At 65.5% G+C, this 21949-nt stretch carries 21 protein-coding genes; 5 read left to right on the plus strand and 16 right to left on the minus strand.

Features of this window, described 5'->3' with window-relative positions:
* Positions 1-152: 152 nt before the first annotated feature.
* From ACFWU5_RS22750 to ACFWU5_RS22770, 5 genes are all read right to left on the minus strand, one after another.
* Positions 153-728: a Fic/DOC family protein gene (locus tag ACFWU5_RS22750; RefSeq protein ID WP_379268697.1), complete on the minus strand. Its 576-nt coding sequence runs from the start codon at positions 726-728 to the stop codon at positions 153-155.
* A 6-nt stretch (positions 729-734) separates the two neighbouring features.
* Positions 735-920 (minus strand): antitoxin VbhA family protein, encoded by a 186-nt coding sequence (locus tag ACFWU5_RS22755; RefSeq protein WP_379242163.1) that lies wholly within the window; start codon positions 918-920, stop codon positions 735-737.
* A 134-nt stretch (positions 921-1054) separates the two neighbouring features.
* Positions 1055-2311: an NAD(P)/FAD-dependent oxidoreductase gene (locus ACFWU5_RS22760; protein WP_379268699.1), complete on the minus strand. Its 1257-nt coding sequence runs from the start codon at positions 2309-2311 to the stop codon at positions 1055-1057.
* A 55-nt stretch (positions 2312-2366) separates the two neighbouring features.
* A complete protein-coding gene (locus ACFWU5_RS22765; protein ID WP_379242161.1) occupies positions 2367-2897 on the minus strand; it encodes a GNAT family N-acetyltransferase in 531 nt (176 codons plus the stop codon).
* 6 nt (positions 2898-2903) lie between these two features.
* Positions 2904-3815, minus strand: coding sequence for a Ku protein (locus ACFWU5_RS22770; protein ID WP_379268701.1), 912 nt, complete (start codon positions 3813-3815; stop codon positions 2904-2906).
* 154 nt (positions 3816-3969) lie between these two features.
* Here ACFWU5_RS22770 and ACFWU5_RS22775 point away from each other — a divergent pair, with 154 nt between their 5' ends.
* Complete coding sequence (locus ACFWU5_RS22775; RefSeq protein WP_379268703.1) at positions 3970-4659, plus strand: hypothetical protein; 690 nt, start codon at positions 3970-3972, stop codon at positions 4657-4659.
* Positions 4660-4691: 32 nt separating this feature from the next.
* The gene (locus ACFWU5_RS22780; protein ID WP_379268705.1) at positions 4692-5330 is read left to right on the plus strand and encodes a LysE family translocator; all 639 of its coding nucleotides are present in this window, start codon (positions 4692-4694) and stop codon (positions 5328-5330) included.
* Between the two features lie 47 nt (positions 5331-5377).
* Here ACFWU5_RS22780 and ACFWU5_RS22785 read toward each other — a convergent pair whose 3' ends face one another.
* The 10 genes from ACFWU5_RS22785 to ACFWU5_RS22830 form a co-directional block, all read right to left on the minus strand.
* On the minus strand, positions 5378-6958 hold the full coding sequence (locus ACFWU5_RS22785; RefSeq protein WP_379268706.1) for an ArnT family glycosyltransferase: 1581 nt from the start codon (positions 6956-6958) through the stop codon (positions 5378-5380).
* A complete protein-coding gene (locus tag ACFWU5_RS22790) occupies positions 6955-8454 on the minus strand; it encodes a glycosyltransferase (RefSeq protein ID WP_379242157.1) in 1500 nt (499 codons plus the stop codon). Before ACFWU5_RS22790 ends, ACFWU5_RS22785 begins: the two co-directional genes overlap by 4 nt.
* Positions 8455-8745: 291 nt before the next feature.
* Positions 8746-9813, minus strand: coding sequence for a lycopene cyclase family protein (locus ACFWU5_RS22795; RefSeq protein WP_379268708.1), 1068 nt, complete (start codon positions 9811-9813; stop codon positions 8746-8748).
* A gap of 74 nt (positions 9814-9887) precedes the next feature.
* Complete coding sequence (locus ACFWU5_RS22800; protein WP_379242156.1) at positions 9888-10604, minus strand: ESX secretion-associated protein EspG; 717 nt, start codon at positions 10602-10604, stop codon at positions 9888-9890.
* Positions 10604-11983, minus strand: a complete 1380-nt coding sequence (locus ACFWU5_RS22805; protein ID WP_379242155.1) for a hypothetical protein — start codon at positions 11981-11983, stop codon at positions 10604-10606. Before ACFWU5_RS22805 ends, ACFWU5_RS22800 begins: the two co-directional genes overlap by 1 nt.
* Before the next feature lie 27 nt (positions 11984-12010).
* A complete protein-coding gene (locus ACFWU5_RS22810) occupies positions 12011-12661 on the minus strand; it encodes a DUF3558 family protein (RefSeq protein WP_379242154.1) in 651 nt (216 codons plus the stop codon).
* Positions 12661-13023: a hypothetical protein gene (locus ACFWU5_RS22815; protein ID WP_379242153.1), complete on the minus strand. Its 363-nt coding sequence runs from the start codon at positions 13021-13023 to the stop codon at positions 12661-12663. The genes ACFWU5_RS22810 and ACFWU5_RS22815 overlap by 1 nt, the downstream gene beginning before the upstream one ends.
* A gap of 43 nt (positions 13024-13066) precedes the next feature.
* The gene (locus ACFWU5_RS22820) at positions 13067-13684 is read right to left on the minus strand and encodes an LppA family lipoprotein (protein ID WP_379242152.1); all 618 of its coding nucleotides are present in this window, start codon (positions 13682-13684) and stop codon (positions 13067-13069) included.
* A gap of 38 nt (positions 13685-13722) precedes the next feature.
* Positions 13723-15483 carry an alpha/beta hydrolase gene (locus ACFWU5_RS22825; protein ID WP_379268710.1) on the minus strand — a complete coding sequence of 587 codons (1761 nt, stop codon included), beginning with the start codon at positions 15481-15483 and terminating at the stop codon, positions 13723-13725.
* A 101-nt stretch (positions 15484-15584) separates the two neighbouring features.
* Entirely contained in the window at positions 15585-15902 is a 318-nt protein-coding gene (locus ACFWU5_RS22830) for a hypothetical protein (RefSeq protein ID WP_379242150.1), read from the minus strand.
* A gap of 110 nt (positions 15903-16012) precedes the next feature.
* On the opposite strand from ACFWU5_RS22830, the gene ACFWU5_RS22835 reads away from it, so the two are divergent.
* Together ACFWU5_RS22835 and ACFWU5_RS22840 are read left to right on the plus strand one after the other, a co-directional pair.
* On the plus strand, positions 16013-16552 hold the full coding sequence (locus tag ACFWU5_RS22835; protein WP_379242149.1) for a hypothetical protein: 540 nt from the start codon (positions 16013-16015) through the stop codon (positions 16550-16552).
* 302 nt (positions 16553-16854) lie between these two features.
* On the plus strand, positions 16855-19245 hold the full coding sequence (locus ACFWU5_RS22840; protein WP_379268712.1) for an MMPL family transporter: 2391 nt from the start codon (positions 16855-16857) through the stop codon (positions 19243-19245).
* A 159-nt stretch (positions 19246-19404) separates the two neighbouring features.
* Here the strand turns inward: ACFWU5_RS22840 and ACFWU5_RS22845 are convergent, their stop codons facing one another.
* Entirely contained in the window at positions 19405-20169 is a 765-nt protein-coding gene (locus ACFWU5_RS22845) for an SDR family oxidoreductase (RefSeq protein WP_379268714.1), read from the minus strand.
* A 123-nt stretch (positions 20170-20292) separates the two neighbouring features.
* Between ACFWU5_RS22845 and ACFWU5_RS22850 the strand changes: the two genes are divergently transcribed.
* Positions 20293-21924: an ABC-F family ATP-binding cassette domain-containing protein gene (locus ACFWU5_RS22850; RefSeq protein WP_379268715.1), complete on the plus strand. Its 1632-nt coding sequence runs from the start codon at positions 20293-20295 to the stop codon at positions 21922-21924.
* Positions 21925-21949 lie beyond the last annotated feature (25 nt).

The raw sequence follows: 21949 nt of genomic DNA on the forward strand, positions 1-21949 counted from the left end.
GGCACTACTGGTTGCCCGAAAGCTGCTGATCAGCAGCTTTCAACCAATCCGAAACCGCTCAGGCCGGGCCGACCGCCTGGCGAAAAATTGAGGCTAGCTTGTGGACAATGTGAATCCTGCGCGGACGGCCCTGAACCTCGAGCAGTTGCGCATCAACGTCGGCGGATCGTCGGCACCAACTCCGCAGCCAGCTTGCGGTGGTCGGCGACGATTGCGTGATGCCGGGCAGCCTTGAAAGCGGAGTAATCGAGCGCCTGAAAATCCATGTACCAGCCCCGTTCTATCAGCAGCTGGTTGAAGAAGGCGCGCTGCGTTCGGGTGTTGCCTTCGCGGAAGGCATGGACGGCGTTGACTTCGCCCCAATGGTAGGCAAGCCGATCGACGAAGGTGTCCACGTCAGAAGACTTCAACCCGTCGTCGCGGCACAGTTTTCGGTGGACGAAGCGGCTTTGAGTCTCGATGTTGGCCGGCGGGCAGAAGGGGATTCCCTTACTGGTCTGTACTGTGCGGATCCGCCCCGCCCAATCGTAGAAATCGCCGAAAAGATAGCGATGGATCCCGCACAGGTGGTCGAGGTCGAATCCGCCGCTGATGGGATGCGCCTGCAGCTGCGCCGCACGCAACGACGCGAGCTCGACCTCTAGCTCCGCGGCCATGACAGGGTCGCGCTCATCGAGCAGGTTACGCAGGACGTTGGTGCCGGGGTAGACGTACGGATCCTCCGTCACTGCTTGTCAGGAGGCTGCGCGGTGCCGACTGCGGTGTCCGCGGATTGCGGCGGCCACTGCTTCGTCGACGGCGATCTCACCCTTCAGAATGCGACGCATTTGGCGCTGGACACGCTCAGGTGTCTTGTGACCTGCCATTTTGTTTCCCGCCACCACAGCTTCGACTGCACGGTCCGCGTCCTTGTCGTTCATCGCATCCTCTCGGTGTCGGTGACATCTCGCGTTGCGCACTCGCCACACCGCCCTGGACACCAGGCTACCGTGCTTCGAGCGGCCGGACCTTGCATCGAGACGTACGTTTGGGCAGGTGAGTGAGCGTCAGCACGTCAATCGTGGAGGAACTTGTGGACGAGCATTACGGCCATCGAACCCTCGCCGACGGCGGCGGCTACTCGGTGGCCGTTGAAGGCGCGCACGTCTCCTGCGGCGAAAACGCCGGGGACGGTGGTTTCCAGGTGTAGGGGTGGGCGTTTCAGGGGCCAGGGGGAGTGGGAGCCTTCGACGGTGGTGATATCGGGGCCGGTTAGCAGGTAGCCGTGGCTGTCGCGGGCGAAGGAGGGGTCCAGCCAGTCGGTGGCGGGTTCGGCGCCGATGAAGGCGAACAGCCAGTTGGCGGGGACTTCTTCGACGGCGCCGGTGGTGCGGTCGCGCAGGGTGAGGTGTTCGAGGTGGGTGCCGCCGGACGCGTCGACCACCTCGACGTCGGTGCGAACTTCGATCGCCGGAATCCCCTCGATCTGCTTGATCAAGTACGTCGACATCTCCACGGCCAGCGAATCCGCGCGCACCAGCATGATCACCTTGCGCGCGCACGACGCGAAATACACCGCCGCCTGGCCCGCGGAGTTCGCACCGCCCACGATGTACACGTCCGAGCCCGCGCACAACGGTGCCTCGGTGAGCGCGGAGAAGTAGAACACGCCGCGGCCGTTGAACTTGTCGACGCTGGGGATGTCGAGGGTGCGGAAGGTGGCCCCGGTCGCGATGATCACCGATCGGGCGTGCACGGTGATGTCGTCGGTGCAGTGCACCGCGAAGCCGTGGTCGGTGGGGCGAAGGTGGTCGGCTTGCAGGCTGATCACCAGTTCGGCGCCGAATTTGCAGGCCTGTTTGCGGGCGCGGTCGGTGAGGTCGGAGCCGGAGATGCCGTCGGGGAAACCGAGATAGTTCTGGATGCTCGAGCTCAAACCGGCCTGACCGCCGATGGCCCACCGTTCGAGCAGGACCGTGTGCAGGCCCTCCGACGCGCCGTAGAGCGCGGCCGCCATGCCTGCGGGTCCGCCGCCGACGATGAGCAGGTCGTAGTTGTCGGAGCTGGGTTTCGCGTGCAAGCCCACCCACTGGGCCAGTTGTTCCTCGTCGGCGGGCTTCAAACTGCTGCCGTCGGCCTTGAACAGCACGGGAGTGTCGTCGGCGGTGAAACCGTGCTGCTCGAGCAGTTGTCGACCGGTCGACTCGGTGGGTTGCAGCCAGCGGCAAGCGATTTCGTTGCGTGCCAGGAAGGTGCGGATCGCGGTGCACGCGGGCGACCACATGTCGGCGACGACGGTCAGATCGTGCTCGTCCTTCGGAGTATGAGCCACCCGTCGAGGATAGGCCGGACCTGCGGTTTTGCGTTCGAGGCGCTCCGTCGGCAGATCAGCGCAGCGGGTGTTCGATCGACAGGCGACCACGTCGGACGAGGTCGCGTTTGGTGATCGGCGGCAGCGCGGCGTCGTCGTCGGGGGCGGCGGGGTTGGGGCGAACGAGCAACGTGACGGTCGCCGCAGGCACGAACCCGCTGCTGGTCATCAGCGCGGCCGAGGCGCTGTTGCGATCCTCGACATCGGTGACGATATGGCGGGCCCCGCGCGCGAACAGCGCCTCCGAGCACACATTCACCAGCCGCCGAGCGATCCCGTGGCCCTGCATGTCGGGGGCGACCGCGATCCATTCCAGGTAGGCCCAGTCGTCACGGTTCTCGAACTCCATCGACCCGAGCACGAACCCGACCACCCGGTCCGAATCCAGGGCCACCCAGCACGCATTGTCCGGGCTGTCCAGATGCTGGGCGACGGCGGTGAGCGACCATGACGTGTACGGCTTGATAGTGGTATCGAAAACCTGATGGCCCAGGTCGAGGACCTGACGCAGATGTCCGAGTCCCATCGGCACGACGACGGTGTCCATGTGCTCCTACGCGCCCTTGCGGGTAGCGGTCTTGGGCTCGGCGGTTTTGCTCGCGGCGGTTTTGCTCGCGGCCTTGCGCGGTGCGGCTTTCTTGGCGGCCTTCTTCGCCGGTTTCTCCGGGGCGGCATCCCGGCGACCGCTGGCCTCGAGGCTGCGCTGCAGGGCCGCGACCAGATCCACCACCTCGGCATCGGCCTGTTCGGCCGGTTCGGTTTCCGCGGCAGGCTCGACCTTGCCGGTCCCGCTCGCGATCGCCTCATCCAGGAGCTTCTGCAATTCGATCTGGTACTCGTCGGTGTACTCGGACGGATCGAAATCGCCCGACATCGACTCGACCAGCGTCTCGGCCATCTTCAATTCCTGCGGGCGCGGGGCGGGCGCGTCCTCGAGCGACGGGAACTCCACCGCGCGCACCTCATCGGGCCACAGCAACGTCTGCAGCACGAGCACCCCGTCGCGCACCCGCAACGCGGCCAACCTGGTCTTCTGCCGCAGCGTGAAGTGCACCAGCGCGGTCTTGTCGATGCGTTCCAGCGTCGCCGCCAGCAACTGATAAGCCTTCGGCGTCGCCGAATCGGGTTCGAGGTAGTAACTCTTGTCGAACAGCACCGGGTCGATCTGATCCGACGGCACGAACTCCAACACCGGAATCTCGTGCTTCTCCGCCGCGGGCAACTTCGAGAAATCCTCGTCGGTCAACACCACCTGCTCCCCATCAGGCGAGGTGTAAGCCTTATCGATATCGGCGAACTGCACCGAATTCCCGCACACCTGACACACCCGGTCATATTTGATCCGGCCCCCGTCCTTGCCGTGGACCTGATGAAACCTGATGTCATGATCCTCGGTCGCGGTATAAACCTTGACCGGGACGTTGACCAGCCCGAAAGCGATCGAGCCCTTCCAGATCGACCTCATGCTCCCATCATGGTCGATATGTTGCGCCGGTGCGAGGAGCCGGCACCGAATAGGTGCTGCTCCGTAATCCGGCAGAGCTTGAAATCGCTGCGAACGATGGCGGTGGCAGCTGCCCAGCGAGCGCGATCGTTTGGGGCTTGTGCAGACTGGTCCGATGACGCTGACCGACATCATCGACCACGACGGCGGGTCGATCTACCTTCTCGATAGCGACCTGGGTGACCAGCCGGACACGATCGTGTCGAGTGGCGATCGCAGGCTACGACCGGGGATCGGTGCACTGGCGGTAGGAGTCGGCCAGGACCGTGCCAACGGCGGTCTGGGCCGCGTCAGCGTTGATGTCGGCGATGGTGGATTCACGCCCGAACCCGGTGATGCGGTGTTCGTCGAGGAATGCGAGTACCTCACCCGACAGGGTCGGCAATATATCGGCAGTTGCTACTTCGAGGAATGCCAAGGAGAACTCGCGGAGCCGTTGACCCCCGGCGGCGCGGCTGTAGTCCATGTTCGGCTATACGAATTGCCAGGACCGCACGAACCCTATTACGCTTCGGCGCCAGGCTATGAAGCACGTTGGGTTCCGGTCAATGTGCATCTGCTGCTACATATTTGGAATGAGCCGATAGGCGACGAAGAATTGGCTTCGCGAGCACAAGCGGCTACGGCAGTCCGAGGGAAACCGTCATCCATCGAACGCCGCCAGGACTCCGTTCTCGACGAGAGGCAGCCTGTGTGGACACCCTACAAAGTGTTCGCACACGGTGTAGTCCAGGTGAACGCCGAACTGATACTCGACGAGCAGCCTGCGGACTCGCAGTCATGGTTGCCGCCCGAAATGCAGTAGCGCGGGTCGAAAAGTGTTGATAGACCTTCGGTATGGAGGAACTGTCAGTCGCGACTCTGGTGGCGTTCGCGGGACTGTGTCTGCTGCTGGCGATCACACCCGGACCGGATACTTTTCTGGTGCTGCGACATTCGTTATCGGATTCGCGGCTGGGCGTTGCTGTCGCCGCTGGTTCGGGTCTCGGATCGATGGTGTGGGCGGGGGCGGTTGCGGTGGGGTTGGCTGCGCTGCTCACTGCTTATCCGACGGCGCTGCAGGTTCTCAAGATTGTCGGCGGTGTCTATCTGATCTATTTGGGTGTCAGTGGGTTCCTGCGCCGCGACACGATGGCGCCCGCGGCGGGGGACGAGCGGGAATCTGAGCGTGGCCTTGTGGCCGCATTTCGGGACGGGATCGTTTCGTGCCTGCTGAACCCGAAGGTGGGGCTGTTCTTCCTGGCGGTTGTTCCCCAGTTCGCGCCCGCGGATTCTTCGGCAGCGAGTGTGACGATGGTGTTGGGCGCGATCGACGGGGTCGTGGCGTTCGTGTGGTTGGTGTTGGTGTCGGTTGTCGCGGCCCGCGCGGTGCGGTGGTTGCGCAGGCCGCGGGTGGCTCGGACGTTGGGCAATCTGAGTTCGGGCGCGTTGGCTGTCCTCGGGGTGGCGACGATTTCGGCCCGGACGTCGCCGTAGGGCGGGGACGATTGGTTGTGTGAGGCATCCGGTGCGCGGGCCAGCTGTCAGCTACCGGTCTTGTCCACCTTCATCACGGTGACGGTGTTGGCTCCTTCGCCGAAGGTGGCCAGCACGCGGCCGTGGTCGAGGGCGGTGAAAACCCAGGGCATCGTGGCCGGTGATTGGGCCGAGATGGTGGCGGCGGACAGGGCCAGGTAGTCGATGGCGGTCCAGTTGCCGATCTCGGTGGCCACACCGGGGTCGCTGTCGACCTTGTAGACCCAGACGTTGTGTCGGGCGTCGAAGCCCGCGTTGAGCAGGTCCAGCCAGAGTTCGCTTTCGGTGACCAGCAGGGCGTCGCGGGGGATGTTGGCGGCGATCCAAGCGACGGCTTCGCGTTCGGGGCGGTCTTCGTCGAGGGTGAATTGTCGGTGCAGGGTGTCGGGCCAGGTGTGGGCCAGGGTGGTCGCGGCGATCGGGTACGCGATCAAGGCGGCCACCAGGGCGAGTACGGCGAAGCGGGGGACGGGCTCCGTGCGGGACCAGGCGGCCAGGCGCGAGTGGCCGAGATCGGCGACCGCGGCCAGCGCCAGTGCCAGGAAGGGCAGCAGGGTCACCACGTACATCGCCGGCACATATCCGCCGCGCACGAGCATCGCCAACTGGAATGCCACGAGCACTGCCACCGGTCGCCATCGCGGCACGAATATCAGTGTGGCCGTGGCGATCATGCCGCCGACGGGGAGCAGCAGGTCCAACGCGAGCCAGGTGTCGATGAGCATTCGCACGTCGCTACCGGCATCCAGGATCGAGCCGCTACCGGCCCGCGCGGACAACTGCCATTCGATGGCTTCCCACAGGCTGACGTGCCCCGGACCGGGCAATAGTTCGCTTTTGATGGCCGCGAACAGCGGATACAGCGATACCGACATCACGAACACCACCGCGAACGAGACAACCACGTACTCCCGGTTGCCCGCGCCGCGATAGTGCCGCCACAGCGCGTAGGCCAGCGCGGGTGCGGCGATGGCCAGGGTCTCCTTCGTGGTGACGGCGACCGTAAAGCACACTGCCGCACCGACTGCCGCGCCCCAGCGACGTCGCGGTGACAGCGCGAGCGCGAAGGAAGCCAGCAGCCAGGCCAGGGCGATGTTGTCCAGCAACACCATTCGGCCGTAGTGCACCGCCAGCGGACTGAACACGAACAGCACCACAGCAAGCGCGGCCCAGCCGTTGCGCATCCCCAATCGGCGCGCGAGCACGAATAGCAGTGCGGCCGTGGCCATTCGGACCACGACCATGAACTCGCGGCCTGCCATCACCGTGTTGTCCGACCAGCGTTGCAGGCCGCGGGTGAGTTCGAACCAGATCGACATCTGCACCCAGCCCATCGGCGGATGGTCGTACCAATAGGTGTAGTGGGCCAGGGCGTGCAGATTCGGAATCGCCCACGCCTGAGCGATATACACGCCCTCGTCACCGAAACGGATGGGGTATCCGGTGATGCCGATCGCGGTGACCACACCGGAACACAGCGTGAGCACCGCGACCAGCAACTGGGTCTTGCGTCGGGCGGTGAATCGCGGTGGCGTCGGTGCTATTTCGGTGACGGTGGCCAGTGGCCGCTCGGTCGTGGGTGCGCTCATGCCGTGCGCACCAGAGCCGGGGCCGCGACCTGCGCGTCGAAATGGTCGCCGACGTGCGCGGTCTTGTCCCAGCCCAGCCGCCCGAGCGCGTACCAGAGCACCGCCTGCAGTGCGGCGAACGACAGCACCAGCTGATACGGGTAGAACGTCAGCACGAACAGCGGATACACATGCCAGGGCACCCGTCGCGCGTAGATGCGCCCGTATTCGCGAATCTGCAACAGCTGCAACGCGATTCCGAGCACAATCGGAATAGTCGGCAGGCACACCGCAACGGCAAGCGGCGCAGGGGATTTGATCCAGAACAGGGTGATCAGCGTCAGCGGCAGGATCGCCAGGGAGATCGTCTGGAACAGGCTCATCGACAGAATCCACACTGCGACAATCCGACTGCGCACGGTCGGCAGCGACCGCCAGTTGCCCGCGACCAGGCTCTGCAGGAAGCCGATGTTCCAGCGGCGCCGCTGTTTCACCAGGGTCAGCAGGCTGGGCGGGGTTTCCTCGCGGGTGGTCAGGCGCGGGTCGTAGAAGGTCAAGGTGCGGGCGCGGTGCACGGCGGTGGCGCGGATGCCGAGTTCGCAGTCCTCGGTCAGCGACATCGGCCAGCCACCCGACTTTTCGAGCAGGCCCGCGCGCAGGAACACGGTGTTGCCGCCCAGTGGCATGAAGCCACGGTCGGATTGGTAGCGCATCTGTGAGGAGAACCAGCGGGTGTATTCCAGCAGGTTGTGCCAGGCGTACCAGCGGTGCAGGCGCTGGCCGACGCGGCGCAGAAAACCGCCGGTGATCTGGGGATCCATCAGCTGGATGCCGCCCTGGATGATCTCGACGCCGGGGTGGTCTTGGAAGGCCTGGTCGACCGCGCACAGCAGGCCCGGCGCGGCCAGCGATTCGGCGTCGAGGATGGTGAACACGGTGAACTGGTCGCGCAGCTGCCAGAACGCGTAGTTGAGCTGTTGCGGTTTGTTCGGCGGGCGATCGCGCAGCGGGTAGACCAGCAACTGGACGGGGCCGGGCGACGGTTCCGCCAGGCCTGCGGGCGCGAAACGCAGGGCCTGGTCGAGGTCGCGGCGGATCCGGTCGTAGCCGTGTCCGCGGGCGAAGCCTTCGTTGACGATGTGCGCGGTTGTCGCTGCCACAGCACAGGTTTCGGGATCGTCGTCGTTGATCACCGTCACGACGCGGTGCGCGGGGTGGTCGCGTTGCGTCCACGCGGTGTTGAGCAGCGTGTGGGCGAGCACATCGGTTTCGTGCCTGGCCGGGATGAGCACCGCGATGGCCTCGCGAGCGGGGCCGTCGGGTTCGGCGAGCAGCAGTTGGCCTTCCAGTCCGGATTCGCGGTGCATGTAGACCAGCGAGATCAGGAACGAGCAGCTCATCACCATGGCGAACACCGAGAAGGTCAGCCCGGCCACGATCAGGAAAATTCGTAGATCGTCGGACAGCCACAGGCCCATGGCCACCACTGCGACGGCACCGAAGAGCAAGCCCAGCATGGTTTTTCGTGAGACTTTGCGACTGTTCTCACCGTGGGTGAGGTGTGTTGCGCGCGTACGTGGGGGTGGCGCTTCGACATGCATGATGATCACCCGGATTTCGACGAAGAGCAGCAGCGGAAACCGGTGACCGCCCCGACGTCAGCCCCCGTGCCCCGAACCGGTCCGCGCGACGGCGCCGGCAGGTGGCATGTCCGGCGACGGTACCGGACAGCGAAATCCTAGCAAGGGTGTTGCGGGAGCGCATGTTTGGGAAGTTGTGCGTTTGGGTAAGGGTTTGCCGGTTACTGTTCAGCTGAGGCCGATTACCGAGGTGGCGAGGGTGCGGCGCAGCGTGGGCGGCAGGTCGGCGAACAATGCGCGCATCGCGGCGAGGGTGCCGCGGAGGTCGTCGTGGCCCGACAGGTAGGAATGTTGCAGTGCGGCAGGCAAACCGAAGAACGTGTCGAAGAAGACCGGGACTTCGCGCGGTGGAAGGGCAAGCAGCGCACGCAATCCCGCGCGACGTAGGACTGCGACGGCGCGAGCTTGCGGGGTCCAGACTGTGCCGCCCGCAGCGATGGTGTCAGCGGCGGCGAGCGCGGCGGCGACGCTGTAACCGGTGGCCGGATGCGTGAGTCCTCCGGCCGCACCGAACCGTCCGTGCCCCCGTTTGCCACCCTGTACTGGAAACCGAACTCGTTCAACAGGTTCGGTGCCTGACAGTGTGATTCCCCGAGCGTGCAATCTGTGTTCCAGCCTGTGCCGCAACACATCTGGCGCGAGCGCGGGTCGACCGGCCAAACAGGTTTCCTCGTACAGCACGGTGTCCGCACCGAGCGGCACAACGTAAAGGAACGACGGCACCTCATCCAGAGCAGCACCGTTATCGCGCCGCCAGTCCATGAAGAGGGTCTGCTCACCTTCTTCGAGCGGGAGAACAACCCCGTAGGCAGTCTGCTCAGCACGCCCCGGCGACCTCCCCAACCCCCGCGCATCAACCACCCGTCCAGTGCAGGTCACCCCACCAGCGGTCCGCACCACTCCAAGCCGCGCATCGACCTCCACCGCCCGTTCCGCAACAACAGTCGCCCCCTCCAGCGACAACGAAGCCTGCAACCCCGCCGTACAGAATACCTGATACACCCGCTCGACCCGATGCTCCCGAGTCCCCCATGCCAACGGCCCCGCAACCGTCGCCGCCACCACCCCGTCACCAACCCACGCAGGTAACTCATCAGCCCAAGCCGCATAGGTAGGCGTCCACACCCGATCCGGATTCGGATCGATCGCAATCACCGACAGCCCCTGCCCGACAGCCCGATGAGCCACCGCCCGCCCCGCAGGACCGAGCCCACAGACGATCAGATCAGCACGCACTCCACGATTGGATCAGACGCAACGATCACGGGCCCCGCCGCACCGCGCAATCACCGCCTCCGGACTGGTCGGTACTAAGTACGCGCGCCGCTCATGCGCGACAGGATCTTGTGAAACCGAGTGGGGGAGCACGGCTCGATCGTCAGCTCGTTTCGGGAGTACCGATAGACGTAACGGCCGTCGCCGATGACGTCGAACCAGCTCAGGTATCGGTGCACCGGGCCGTCCTGATCGTGACGGCCTCGCACGATCTCCACATGGCCGTTGCCGGACCTGGGAGCGGCCAGGAGGTCGTGGATCAGGTCGGAAACCGCGACCTCGCCATAGTCGAGATTCACAGTTTGCGAGGGAGTCTCGAGAGCGTCCACCGACTCCGTCATCGACCGTGTGGCACCAGCGGGTCGCTCGCCGGCAAAACGCGCCACCCATGACGCGATCGACTCGGGTGTCCCCGTGCGAACAACGACGTTGCCGCCCGATTCGACCGTGGCACCGGGCATTTGTGCCAGCGCCACCGAAGACTGTTGTGTCACAGCACAATACAGGCGGATGGGCTTGTTGCTGGTACCGATCACAGTGATCGCGGTGTCCGGGTCCGCGGCCAGTCCGAGTACCGCCGACAGATCGGGGTCATCGCGGACCGGCAGACGCTGGCGAAGGTCTGCTTCGATGGCTTCCCATTCGTGACGCCAGCCAACGGATGGAACCACGGTGAGCGGCGCGGGAATTCGATCGCTACCGGTCTCGCCCCATGCGTACAGGAACTCGTCCGGGGTGAATTCCCACCGCACTACTGAGACTCCTGTTCAGGTCGTGGCCGACGTTCGGGTGGGCTGCCGCCGATGACGGGCGGGGTCGTGCCCTGCGGTGGACCGACCAGATCGGCTCGATTACGAGGATGGATCCGCAGTTCGGGGCGACCCTTGTGTTCGTCATCGTCGCCCTTTTGACGTGCGGCGCCGGGCGCACCCATGCCGGACATGCCGTGCATTCCCGCAGTGCCACGACCGCTGGTGCCGCCCGATGAGGCGGCCGCAGCACCAGGAATGCCGCCCTTGATCGGTGTGACCGGGTTGGGAACAGATTTTGCGCCGCCAGGCGAACCCACAGCCACGCCCGGCCCGCCGGCACCCGAGCCGCCGCCCGATCCTGAGACGCCGGCAGTGGGCGAGCCGGATCCGGCGGGGTTGCCTGGCTGGGAGGTGCCGGGAGATCCGGCCGTCAGCGGTGCGCCAGATCCGGGCTGCTCCGCACCGGCTGCCGCGGTTTCGGTGCCGTCGGTTCCGCCGTCGGTTCCAGTTCCGGCGCCGTTGCCTTCGTTCGCCGACCGCGATTCCTGATCGTTCGTCGAACCCGCACCCACGCTGTCGCCCGCGGCCGCCGACTGTTCGGGATCGGATGCCGCCGCGGTGCCGTCGCCCGTTCCCGTCCCGTTCGGCGAACCGCTCGTGGCGGCAGCTCCGCCCCCGCCGGTTCCGACGGGAATATCGTTGCCGCCCAGACCATTCGACGTCGGGAACATCGGAACCCCTTGGCCCGCGGGCTCGTAGGTGGGCACATAATTGTTTCGCATGGTCCAGATGGCGGCTTGCCACCGTTCGTTCGCTTCCTGCGCCGCAGCCACCGCGCTCCCCGCAGGCTCAGCTCCGGGGATGCCCGCCGGCGACGAGGCGGTCGGCGGGGCCTGCACCTGTGCCTTGACCACCTCTGCCCCGAAAGCAGCGGCCTCTACTCGCCAGGCAACGCTTTGCGTGACGTTCTGCAACTCCGTCAACCGCCCCGTCAGCCCGTGCGTGGCAGCTTTGATCGCCTCCGCGGTCTGGCCTTCCCAGCCGCGGGCGATCGTCGCGTTCACCTTCGTGGTGACGCTGATGATGTTGAACGTCAACGCGGTGCTGATCGCCTTCCAGGTCTCGGCCGTCTGCTGCATCACGCCTGGCTGCATCTGTTGAGCCCTGGCGTGGATATCGGCGTGCGACAGGTTCGCGAACTCCTCCATCGCCTTGATATACGCGGGATCCTGACCGGCCGTGCCGGCCGCGATCGTGGCGGCCTTGCGCTGGGTACTGGCTGCGGCGTTGAACGCCGAGATCATCTCGGGGGTCGTTGCCGGCTGCTGAGCGGCCACGACACCGATCACACCCGGAATCATCGGAATCGGTCCGGTCACTGGTCCCCACCCTTCGCTTCGAACATGTCAGTTGCCGGCGCCGATGATGGGCTCGAGGCCTCGGGCGAATTCCATCGCTTTGTCGCACGGAGCTGGAGTGTCAGGGCCAGGAGTTGCTTCGAATGCCGCCTCAACGCCCAGATATCCGACCGATGTCTTCATATCCACCGCGCATGTGGTCGCACCATTCTTCACGGTACGAACGGCTTCGCGGCCGTTGATATCTATGTTCTCCGATTTTCCGGCGTACCTCTGGCGTACCTCGTCGAGAGACACATTGCCGGAATCCACGGCGAGACTCCACCTGTCCTGTGCGGGACCACTAGCGAAATCACACGTCAAGAAGGTGTATTCGGCGACAAGGTCCCGACCGCGCTTACGAGTTGTCGGATCCAGCCCGATAGCCCGAATAGTGTCGTCCGGCGTCCAGGTGCAAGGGTCGACAACTACCTTCGGCCGTCCGCCGGACTGCGTGTACTTGTTGTCCTGATTCGGCGGCTGCAGCTTGGCATCAGTCAATGTCGGCCGCGCCGCGCTCGCAGTGCTGCTAGACAATGCCGCGCTGCTCGGGGCAGTTGGTGAACCATCTGGGGACGTGTTTTGTGAGCACCCGGGAGCCAGAACGGCCAGGGTCAAGGTGGCGCATACGGCGACAGAACGGTTCGTGAACCGGCTCATCAAAGTGCATCCTTCGTTCTGAACAGCGCCGTCGCGGAGTCCAAGTCCTGCTCGACCAATAGCCCACCCGCCTTGAGTACCGCAGCTTGGATCTCTCGGCACTCTTCCCTGGCGCCGATCAAAGCCGCGACGCCTTGGTCAGCCTTGCTTTCGAACCCTGATTGGAGCTGAACTGCGGAGTCGAATCCGCCAAACCCGGAGAGGCGGTTGAGTCGCCTGGTTTCCTGTATCCGTTCCGTGAGCTCATCCGCGAGCCAGCCGTAGTGCGCAGCACACTCCTGTGCCGCATCGGCTTCGAGTCGAAAGCGGCCATCGACAGCAGCCTGCCAGAGACCGGACGGTGAAGTGTCACTGATGGTCACGGTTGCTCACAATCCTGCGAGAATTGAACTCCTCCGCCGCCGGTCATCGCGTCGGCTCGACGGGGGAGTTGAATTTTTCGGCGGGTAAGTGGCAGGCAATATTCAGGACGATGAATGACTTTTCCGAAGTGTTCGCGCCACGGCTGTCCGTATTGTTTATGGTGATCTTGATTCTTTCGCTCTCGGTCGCAAGCACGATCAGGTGCGTGGTGGGGTCGCTGGTCTTGATTTCGGCGAGTTCGATGCCGAGGCCCTTGGCGGCAACTATCGACTGATCGCGAATTGTCGACCATTGGTCATCCGCAACCGGGAGAGTGCCGTGATAGTAGCGGTCTCGTACCAATTTGCCATTTGTGGCGCTGAATGGACCGAAGCAGGATTTGATCGATTCATCCGGGTGCTTTGGATCCTCGAATCGGAGGGTGGGGGCAGATTCGATCATCACTTGCTCTATCTGCGCGACCAACAGTTCACCCTTGGCTTCGGCGTCCTCGAGTGTGCTCCGCGTTTGCAGTTCGACGCCGGCCTTGGCTGCCTCCTCTGGGCTGACGACTTGGCTCGAATAGTCGCTGTCGCGCGCAGCCCACCCCCATACCAGCATGATTGCGACATTCACCATGACCAGGGACACGAGAGTTACCCCGAGCACGATCAGGGTCACTCGTACAGCGTTTGCCAACCGAGATCTCTGCATCCGGGTCACTTGTCCGTCTGTGGGTTGGTGGCGTTCTCTGGCAGGCCGGCCACGATTGCGGCGAGGTTATACCCGGACCGATGAAGATTCTGGGTGGTGCCGTCTGTTCGCCCATACTCGGAGTGGTTGGTAGCGCCGGTGTACGTCTCGCCGTTCACGCTGATGGGGTCAGTGCTGAGATGGGTAACCCATGGCATCTCATTCGGACTGCGCCCGAACGCGTCGAGGTTTCCCACTGGATCCCAATGCTCGGTCATCTCGTACACGTGGCCGTTGCGCACGCCGAGGTCCCCAGCATTTTCCACTGCATCGTTCAAGCCCAAAGCGGAAAATGGAGATGCGAGCCCCCCGACGCCGGGGAGACCGGGAATATCGGCACCCAATCCGGGCGATCCGTAGAACACGACATCGTCGACTACCCCTGATTGTTCTTGCAGCGCAAGGCTTGTCGCCAAAGAACCGTAGGAGTGTCCCAGTGCGGTGATGTGGGGATCGCTTTTCTCGCTTGCGACGTCGAGACCGGTATAGAACGACGACAGTGGTTGGGCTGCCTCCTGCGCCCGCCCCTCGTTGGTGACGTTGATCATGTCCGGGGTGGTGATGTCGTCCAGGCTTCCCATGCCACCCTGTGGCGGGTCGTAGCCGAACCACGCAATGGATGAGATCTGTTCCCCTCCTCGGCCAGCGTCAGCGAGTTGACGCTGGGAGGTCTCGATCAGAGTTTCCGCTTCGCCGACCATGCCGCCGGAAGGATTCCACTTGCCATCGCCGCCTCGACCGCCGAGCAGCGAGGAACTCAGATCAGATCCCAGTCCCGGCGTGGTGACCGAAATATGGTCTGCGGTATCAGGATTCCCGACCGCGACCGCGGCACGCCCCTGCCGTCCGGACTGCATATCCAACGCCATCAGGTATCGCTTGGGCTCAGTACTGCCTTCCATCGCGGTCCTCACCGCTGCGAGGTCACTGAGTTTCTGGGTGGTGCGATCCAACCCGGTCTGTGCCGCGGCTATCCCCGCCATGTCCCCGTTCTCGCCGGCCGTTTTGAGCGCTTGGGCGAACGTGTTGCTGTCGGCGGTGAGCCTGTCCTGTTCGAATGGGATCATCTTCCGGTTCGCCTCGTCGCGTACCGGAGCAGGCAATCCATCGAGATTGCCGATCGACGTCGGCACGGTATTGATGAGCGCGGTCTGTTCGGTTCGACTGAGCGAGTCCCACCACTTCAGGTTCTGCGCAGGTGTGGCTCCTTGCGGCGGCTGCGGAGTTCCGGTCGGTGTGGTGCTCGCATTGCCGAACGAGTCCGCGGTCGGCATGTTCGCGAACGCTGCTTCGATGGCGTTCTTGGCCGCGTTGTCCGCGTCGACTGCGCCTGCCAGTGCAGCTTTGACCCATGTGGTGTGGTTGTTCGCTTCGACCTGAAGGGCCGCCATCGCGGTGGTGAACTTGTTCGCGATCGGGCCGTTGTCGGCTTCGGTGGCGACCGACAGATAGACACGCTGCTTGGTCGATTCGCTGATCGAGCATGTGCCATCAGGCTGGACGTCGAAGCCCTTCGAGAGGGCGGCTGCCTTCTTCGACGCTAGGAACGCCTGTGCCGAAGCGACCGACCACTGCGCCAAGACTGCCGCGTCTCGGCCGCGCTCGAGCGCATCGACGACTACTACCGACTTGGCGTGCACTTCGGCGTAGCGGGCGCGCATGGCGTCGCCGGTGTCACGCCGGAAGGTCTCGCGCGAGCTGTCGACCGCGATGTACTGGGTGTCCATCGCGGTCCGCAGCGCGCCGGCTTGCCGGGTGAACTCGGCGGCTTGGGCGGCGAACGCGATGGGCTTCCAGGACTCGACCAGCGGAATCGTCAAGCTTCGACTCATTCGCCTGCTCCTCGGAGAGCTCCGGCGAATGCCTCATCCTGCTGCTGGAAGGTGACCACGGCTGCCACGGTCTTGCCGCTGAGTTCGGCCAGCGCGGTACCGACCGCGCTCATCGCCTTGTCGGCCAGTCGAGCGGCGGCCTGGTACGCCTGCGGCGTGTGGGCGTTGGGCATACATTCGAAGACACCGTCGGCGAGTGCCCCACCCTTGCCGATGACCTGGATTTCCTGGCCGGCAGTCCCTATTCCCGCCGCCAGCGCGCGAACCGCGTCCGGGTCGAGATCGAACGATTCAGTGCCCGGTGTCGGACTCACTTGGATTCCCTCCCCAACAGCCCGCGCGGCGACGCTCCCCACGCGATCGACTGCCCGCCACTATAGACTGCCGGGCACCGCCAGGATGATCGACAGGGGAGGACTTCTTCATGGCAGGCGAGCTGGATCCGCTCCAAGGCGCCACTGACCGGCTGCATGTGGGCCTCGACCGTCCCGCGCAGGCGAGCGCGCCGGGCGGGGTCGTGTCTGTGCAGGTCAGCGCGGACGGGGCGCTGGAAGCGATCCATCTCACCGACGCCGGTCGGCGCCTGGACCCGGACACTCTCGTCGCGATGATCGTGCGGTTGCACGCCGCGGCGATGGCCGAGTCTCGCGGTGTCGTTGCCGCCGCGATCGCCCAATTGGAGAACGACCCTCGCCTGCAGGCAACGCGCGAGCGGTACGTCGACGCTCTCCAACAGCCACTGCCGCAGCAACCGTTGAATTCTCAGCAACCGTTCCCGCAGTATCAATCGGCATCTCCACAATCCCCGGCTCCGGCGCATCACGCCGACCAGAATCAGCAGCCGGGTTGGGGCACGCCCCCGACGACGACATCGGCGGCATCCACCCGTCGCGAGCCGACGCCGGAGGACGACGAAGCCGACGACGAATACTTCCAGCGTTCCAGCTGGCTCGAGTACGACTGAGTCGTCTTCGCCGATTCGCCTGCGCAACTTCATGACTCGTGCCTGGTGACGCCCTGTCCAGGCTTCGTCGCGGCGCCGCGCGCGTTCTCGCTCCAGGTGGTCGAGACCGGTAGCTGACCGGGTGCGACAGCGTTGTTCGCGAGGCCCGGCGGCACCGCCACGAAGTTGCTACGATGCGCCGTGCGAACGTGCCGACCCGCCAACAGGATCGGGTGAGACGAGGCGGGCCGGGCGGAAGTATTCCGAACCCCCGCACGTGGACATGCGGACGCGCAGTGGCGTGACTAGTTAGGGGTTTTTCGGTGTTCGAATTCACCAGGCGGCGTAGTCGCTGGGTGCTCGGCGTTTTCGCGGTGCTTGCGGTGGTGCTCGGTGCACTGGGTGCAACGCTGTTCGAGCGGGTGGAGGGCGGCGGATATACCGACCCCGGCAGCGAATCCAGCCGGGCGCTGCAGGTGTTGCGCGACGAGTTCGGGCAGGCGCCGCCGAATCTGGTGTTGCTGGTGGAGACCGAGTCGTCGGTGGAGGATCCCGAAACGTACTCGGCGGCAACGGCTTTGGTGGCCAATCTGCACGAGCGTGACGGCGTCGCCGAGGTGATGTCGTATTGGACTACGCATCAGCCCGCGCTGCGCAGTGTCGACGGCAAGCAGGGTTTGATCGTGGCAAGTGTGCTCGGCAACGAACGCGAGATCGACCAACGCGTGGCCGCTGTCGCCGACGAGCTCACCGGCGAGCAGGGATCGTTGCAGGTCAGGGCCGGTGGATTCGCCATGCTCATGCACGAGACCGTGCAGCAGAGCAAGACCGATATCGCCAAGGGTGAGGCCATCGCCTTCCCACTGACGCTGGTCGCGCTGATGTTCGTGTTCGGCGGACTGGTCGCCGCGAGCCTGCCGCTGCTGGTCGCGATCGGGACCGTGCTGGCCACCATGGGCGCACTGTGGTTGGTCACGTTGTTCACGCCGCTGTCGGTCACCGCGGCGAACGTGGCGACGCTGCTGGGTCTGGGCCTGGCCATCGACTACAGCTTGCTGATCGTGAACCGCTACCGCGACGAACTCGCCGAAGGCCGCAGCCCGGCCGGTGCGGTGGCGACCACGCTGCGCACCGCGGGCCGCACCGTCGCGTTCTCCGCGCTCACCGTCGCGGTCGCGCTGTCGGGGTTGCTGTTCTTCCCGCTGCTGGCGATCCGGTCGATGGGTTACGCGGGCATCGTCGTGGCCGCGCTGGCCGCGGCGGTCTCGCTCACCGTGCTGCCGGCCGCGCTGCTGCTGATCGGCACCCGCATCGACAAGGGCCAGCTCGGTTGGTGGTTCCTGCGCGCCCCCCGCCCCGCACCGGGCGAAGGTGCCTGGCACACACTGGCCACCGCCGTGATGCGCAAGCCGATCTCGATCGGCCTGGCCGTCTCCGCGCTGCTGTTGCTGCTGGGCGCACCGTTCCTCGGCGTGAAACTCGGTTTCCCCGACGAACGCACCCTGCCGGAATCGATGAACTCGCGTCAGGTCACCGAGATCGTGGCGCGCGACTTCAGCGAGGCGGACCAGCACACCCTGGTGGCCGTGCTGCCCGACAGTGCTTACAGCGCAGCGGGATTGGACACCATCGCCCGCGACCTGTCCGACCTGGACAACGTCCGCCGCGTCGACACCGCCACCGGCAGCTACGCCCAGGGCGGGCAGCTGCTCGAACCCACCGCGGCCAACGCCCGCTTCCGGGTCGAGAAGGCGGTCTACCTGTCGATCGTGCCCGCCACCGGCGACAGCGACGCCCTCGCGGCGCTGGTCGACCAGGTGCGCGCGATCCAGACACCGAGCGAACTGCTGGTGGGCGGGGTGGCCGCGGCCAACGCCGACTCGGTCGCCGCCATCGAGAACGAACTGCCGTGGGCGCTGGGCTTCGTGGTGATCATGATGCTGATCGTGCTGTTCGCGCTCACCGGCAGCGTGGTGCTGCCGGTGCTCGCGGTGATCCTGAGCGCGCTGAGCCTGACCGCGACCTTCGGCGCGCTGGTGTGGATCTTCCAGGACGGGCACTTGTCGGGGGTGTTGGGCTTCACTGTCACCGGCGATCTGTCCGCGACCGTGCCGGTGATGTTGTTCGCCGCCGCGTTCGGGCTCGCGATGGACTACCAGGTGTTCCTGCTGTCGCGTATCCGCGAGGAGTACGACCGCACCGGTAAGAACGACACCGCGGTCGCGCTGGGTCTGGAACGGGTCGGGCGGATCGTCACCGCTGCCGCGATCCTGATCTCGCTGGTGTTCCTGGGCTTCCTTGCCTCCGACATCACCTTCATGAAGGCGTTCGGTATCGGTTTGCCGCTGGCCGTGATCGTGGACGCGACGCTGGTTCGTGGGTTCCTGTTGCCCGCGGCGATGAAGGTGCTCGGCGATGCCAACTGGTACGCGCCGGAGTTCCTGCATCGACTGCACGATCGGTGGGGGTTGGACGACGGTGGTTCCTCGAAAAAGACTGTGGGCGTGCGTGATCCGCTCGGAGTGACCGGCAGGTTCGAAGAGATCACCGTCATGGATCCGCTCGCCGAGGCCGAGGCTGCGCGCGCGGAGGCGGCCAGGGCTGAGGTAGTCAAGGCGGAGGTCGGTGCGGAAGAAGGCACCGAAAAGCGGGGGAGCGGGCGAACGAAGGGACGTGTTGCGGCCTCCACCGGGAGCCGCGACACCTCGGAGTGAGCCGCCGCGGCCGGGAGCCACGACACCTCGGAGTGACCCGCCTCAGCTGGTAGCAGCGTCAGCCCGGAGCGCGTGGTCGCTGCGTGAGTTGTGACAACTGCGACCGAGCAGAAGCGGTGGGGCGGGCAGTCGGATCACCGGCTGCCCGCCCCATATTTCTCAGATACCCCCGGTAGCCAACAACCCGCCGTCGACCCGCACACAATCCCCGGTGATCCACGCCGCCTCATCCGACACCAGGAACGCGATCAACCGCGCCACATCCTCGGGCACCCCCAGCCGCTTCATCGGATACACACTCGCCGCCCGCTCCTCGTCATCGGCATACAGCGCATCGGCGAACTTGGTCTTGATCACGCCCGGCGCCACCGCGTTCACCCGAATATTGGGCCCCAACTGCCAGGCCAGTTCCTCGGTGAGCCGGATCAGCGCCGCCTTCGACGCCCCATACGCCGAGATCACCCCCGACGAACGAATCCCGGCCACGCTGGCCACGTTCACGATCGCGCCGCCGTGCTCGGCCATCCACGCGCGATACGCCTGCTGGACATAGCCCAGCGACCCCACCACATTCACATCGAAGATCTTGCTCACGCCACCCAGATCGGCGTCCATGAGCGCGCCGTAGACCGGGTTGATGCCGGTGTTGTTGATGAGAATGTCCAGCGAACCGAACTCGGTGACCGCGCGGGCCACCGCTTCGGCGCGAGCGTCGGCGTCACCGGCGTTGCCCGCGATCGTGCTCACCTGACCCGTGTGCCCCAGCGCCCGCAGCTCGGTGGCGGCGGCTTCCAACGGTTCGGGTTTGCGTGCTGTGATCAGCACGTTCGCGCCGCGGCGCATCAGTTCGGCTGCGGTGGCAAGCCCGATGCCGCGACTTGCTCCGGTGACCAGAGCGGTGCGGCCGAGTAGATCGGTAGTCATGGCGCAAGAGTAACCACGCTCACATCGGGCGGCGCCGGGTTCGGCTTTCGGAGTGTTCGGCGGTAAAATAAGTGGTTCTTGCCGATATGCCTTTCCCGTTTGTCTTATTCTGAGGAGAACTCTGTGATCACCGCGACCGACCTGGAGGTCCGGGCCGGAGTCCGCACCCTGCTCTCGGCCCCTGGGCCGGCGCTGCGGGTGCAGTCCGGCGACCGGATCGGACTGGTCGGTCGCAACGGTGCCGGCAAGACCACCACCCTGCGCATTCTCGCGGGTGAGGGCGAGCCGTACGCCGGAAAGATCACGCGCTCCACCGACATCGGCTACCTGCCGCAGGACCCCAAGGAAGGCGATCTCGATGTGATCGCCAAGGACCGGGTGCTGTCGGCGCGCGGCCTGGACGTGCTGCTGCGCGACATGGAGAAGGCCCAGGTCGAAATGGCCGAGGTGGCAGACGATGCCGCCCGCGACAAGGCGATTCGCAAGTACGGGCGCCTGGAAGACCAGTTCTCCTCGCTGGGCGGTTACGTCGCCGAGAGCGAAGCGGCCCGCATCTGCAACAGCCTGGGCCTGCCCGATCGGGTGCTGGACCAGCAGCTGCGCACGCTGTCGGGTGGCCAGCGTCGTCGCATCGAACTCGCGCGCATCCTGTTCTCGGCCTCCGACGGTTCCGGTGGTCGCTCGGACCGCATCCTGCTGCTCGACGAGCCCACCAACCACCTCGACGCCGACTCCATCACCTGGCTGCGCGGGTTCCTGCAGAGCCACGACGGCGGCCTGATCGTGATCAGCCACGATGTCGAACTGCTCGGCGACGTGGTGAACAAGGTGTGGTTCCTCGACGCCGTGCGCGGTGAGCCCGACGTCTACAACATGGGGTGGAAGAAGTACCTCGACGCCCGCGCCACCGACGAACAGCGTCGCGTGCGCGAACGCGCCAACGCCGAGAAGAAGGCGGGCGCGCTGCGTCAGCAGGCCGCCAAGCTCGGCGCCAAGGCCACCAAAGCCGCTGCGGCACACCAGATGGTGCGTCGCGCGGAACGGTTGATCAACGAGCTCGACGAGGTGCGTGTCAGCGACAAGGTCGCCAAGATCCGCTTCCCCGAGCCCGCGCCCTGCAGCAAGACCCCGCTCATGGTGAAGGACCTGACCAAGCTCTACGGGTCCCTCGAGATCTTCACCGGCGTGAACTTCGCCGTGGACAAGGGCAGCCGCGTGGTCGTGCTCGGGCTCAACGGTGCCGGTAAGACGACCATGTTGAAACTGCTCGCCGGTGTGGAGACGCCGACCGCGGGTGGTGTCGAACAGGGGCGCGGCCTCAAGGTCGGCTACTTCGCGCAGGAGCACGACACCCTCGACGACTCGGCCTCGGTGTGGGAGAACATCCGCCACGCCTCGCCCGACGCGGGGGAGCAGGAGCTGCGCAGTCTGCTGGGCGCGTTCATGTTCACCGGGCCGCAGCTGGATCAGCCCGCGGGCACGCTGTCCGGTGGTGAGAAGACCCGTCTGGCCCTGGCCGGGCTGGTGTCCTCGGCGGCGAACGTGCTGCTGCTGGACGAGCCGACCAACAACCTGGACCCCGTCTCGCGTGAGCAGGTCCTCGAGGCGCTGCGCACCTACGCGGGCGCGGTGGTGCTGGTGACACACGATCCGGGCGCGGCCGAGGCACTGAACCCGGAACGGGTCATCCTGCTGCCCGACGGCACCGAGGATCACTGGTCCGCGGAGTACGCGGAGCTCATCGACCTCGCTTGATCTTGTGCGGTGGCCCCCGGTGTGT

It is taken from the genome of Nocardia sp. NPDC058640, assembly GCF_042716995.1.
In the GTDB taxonomy this organism is placed as follows: Bacteria; Actinomycetota; Actinomycetes; order Mycobacteriales; family Mycobacteriaceae; genus Nocardia.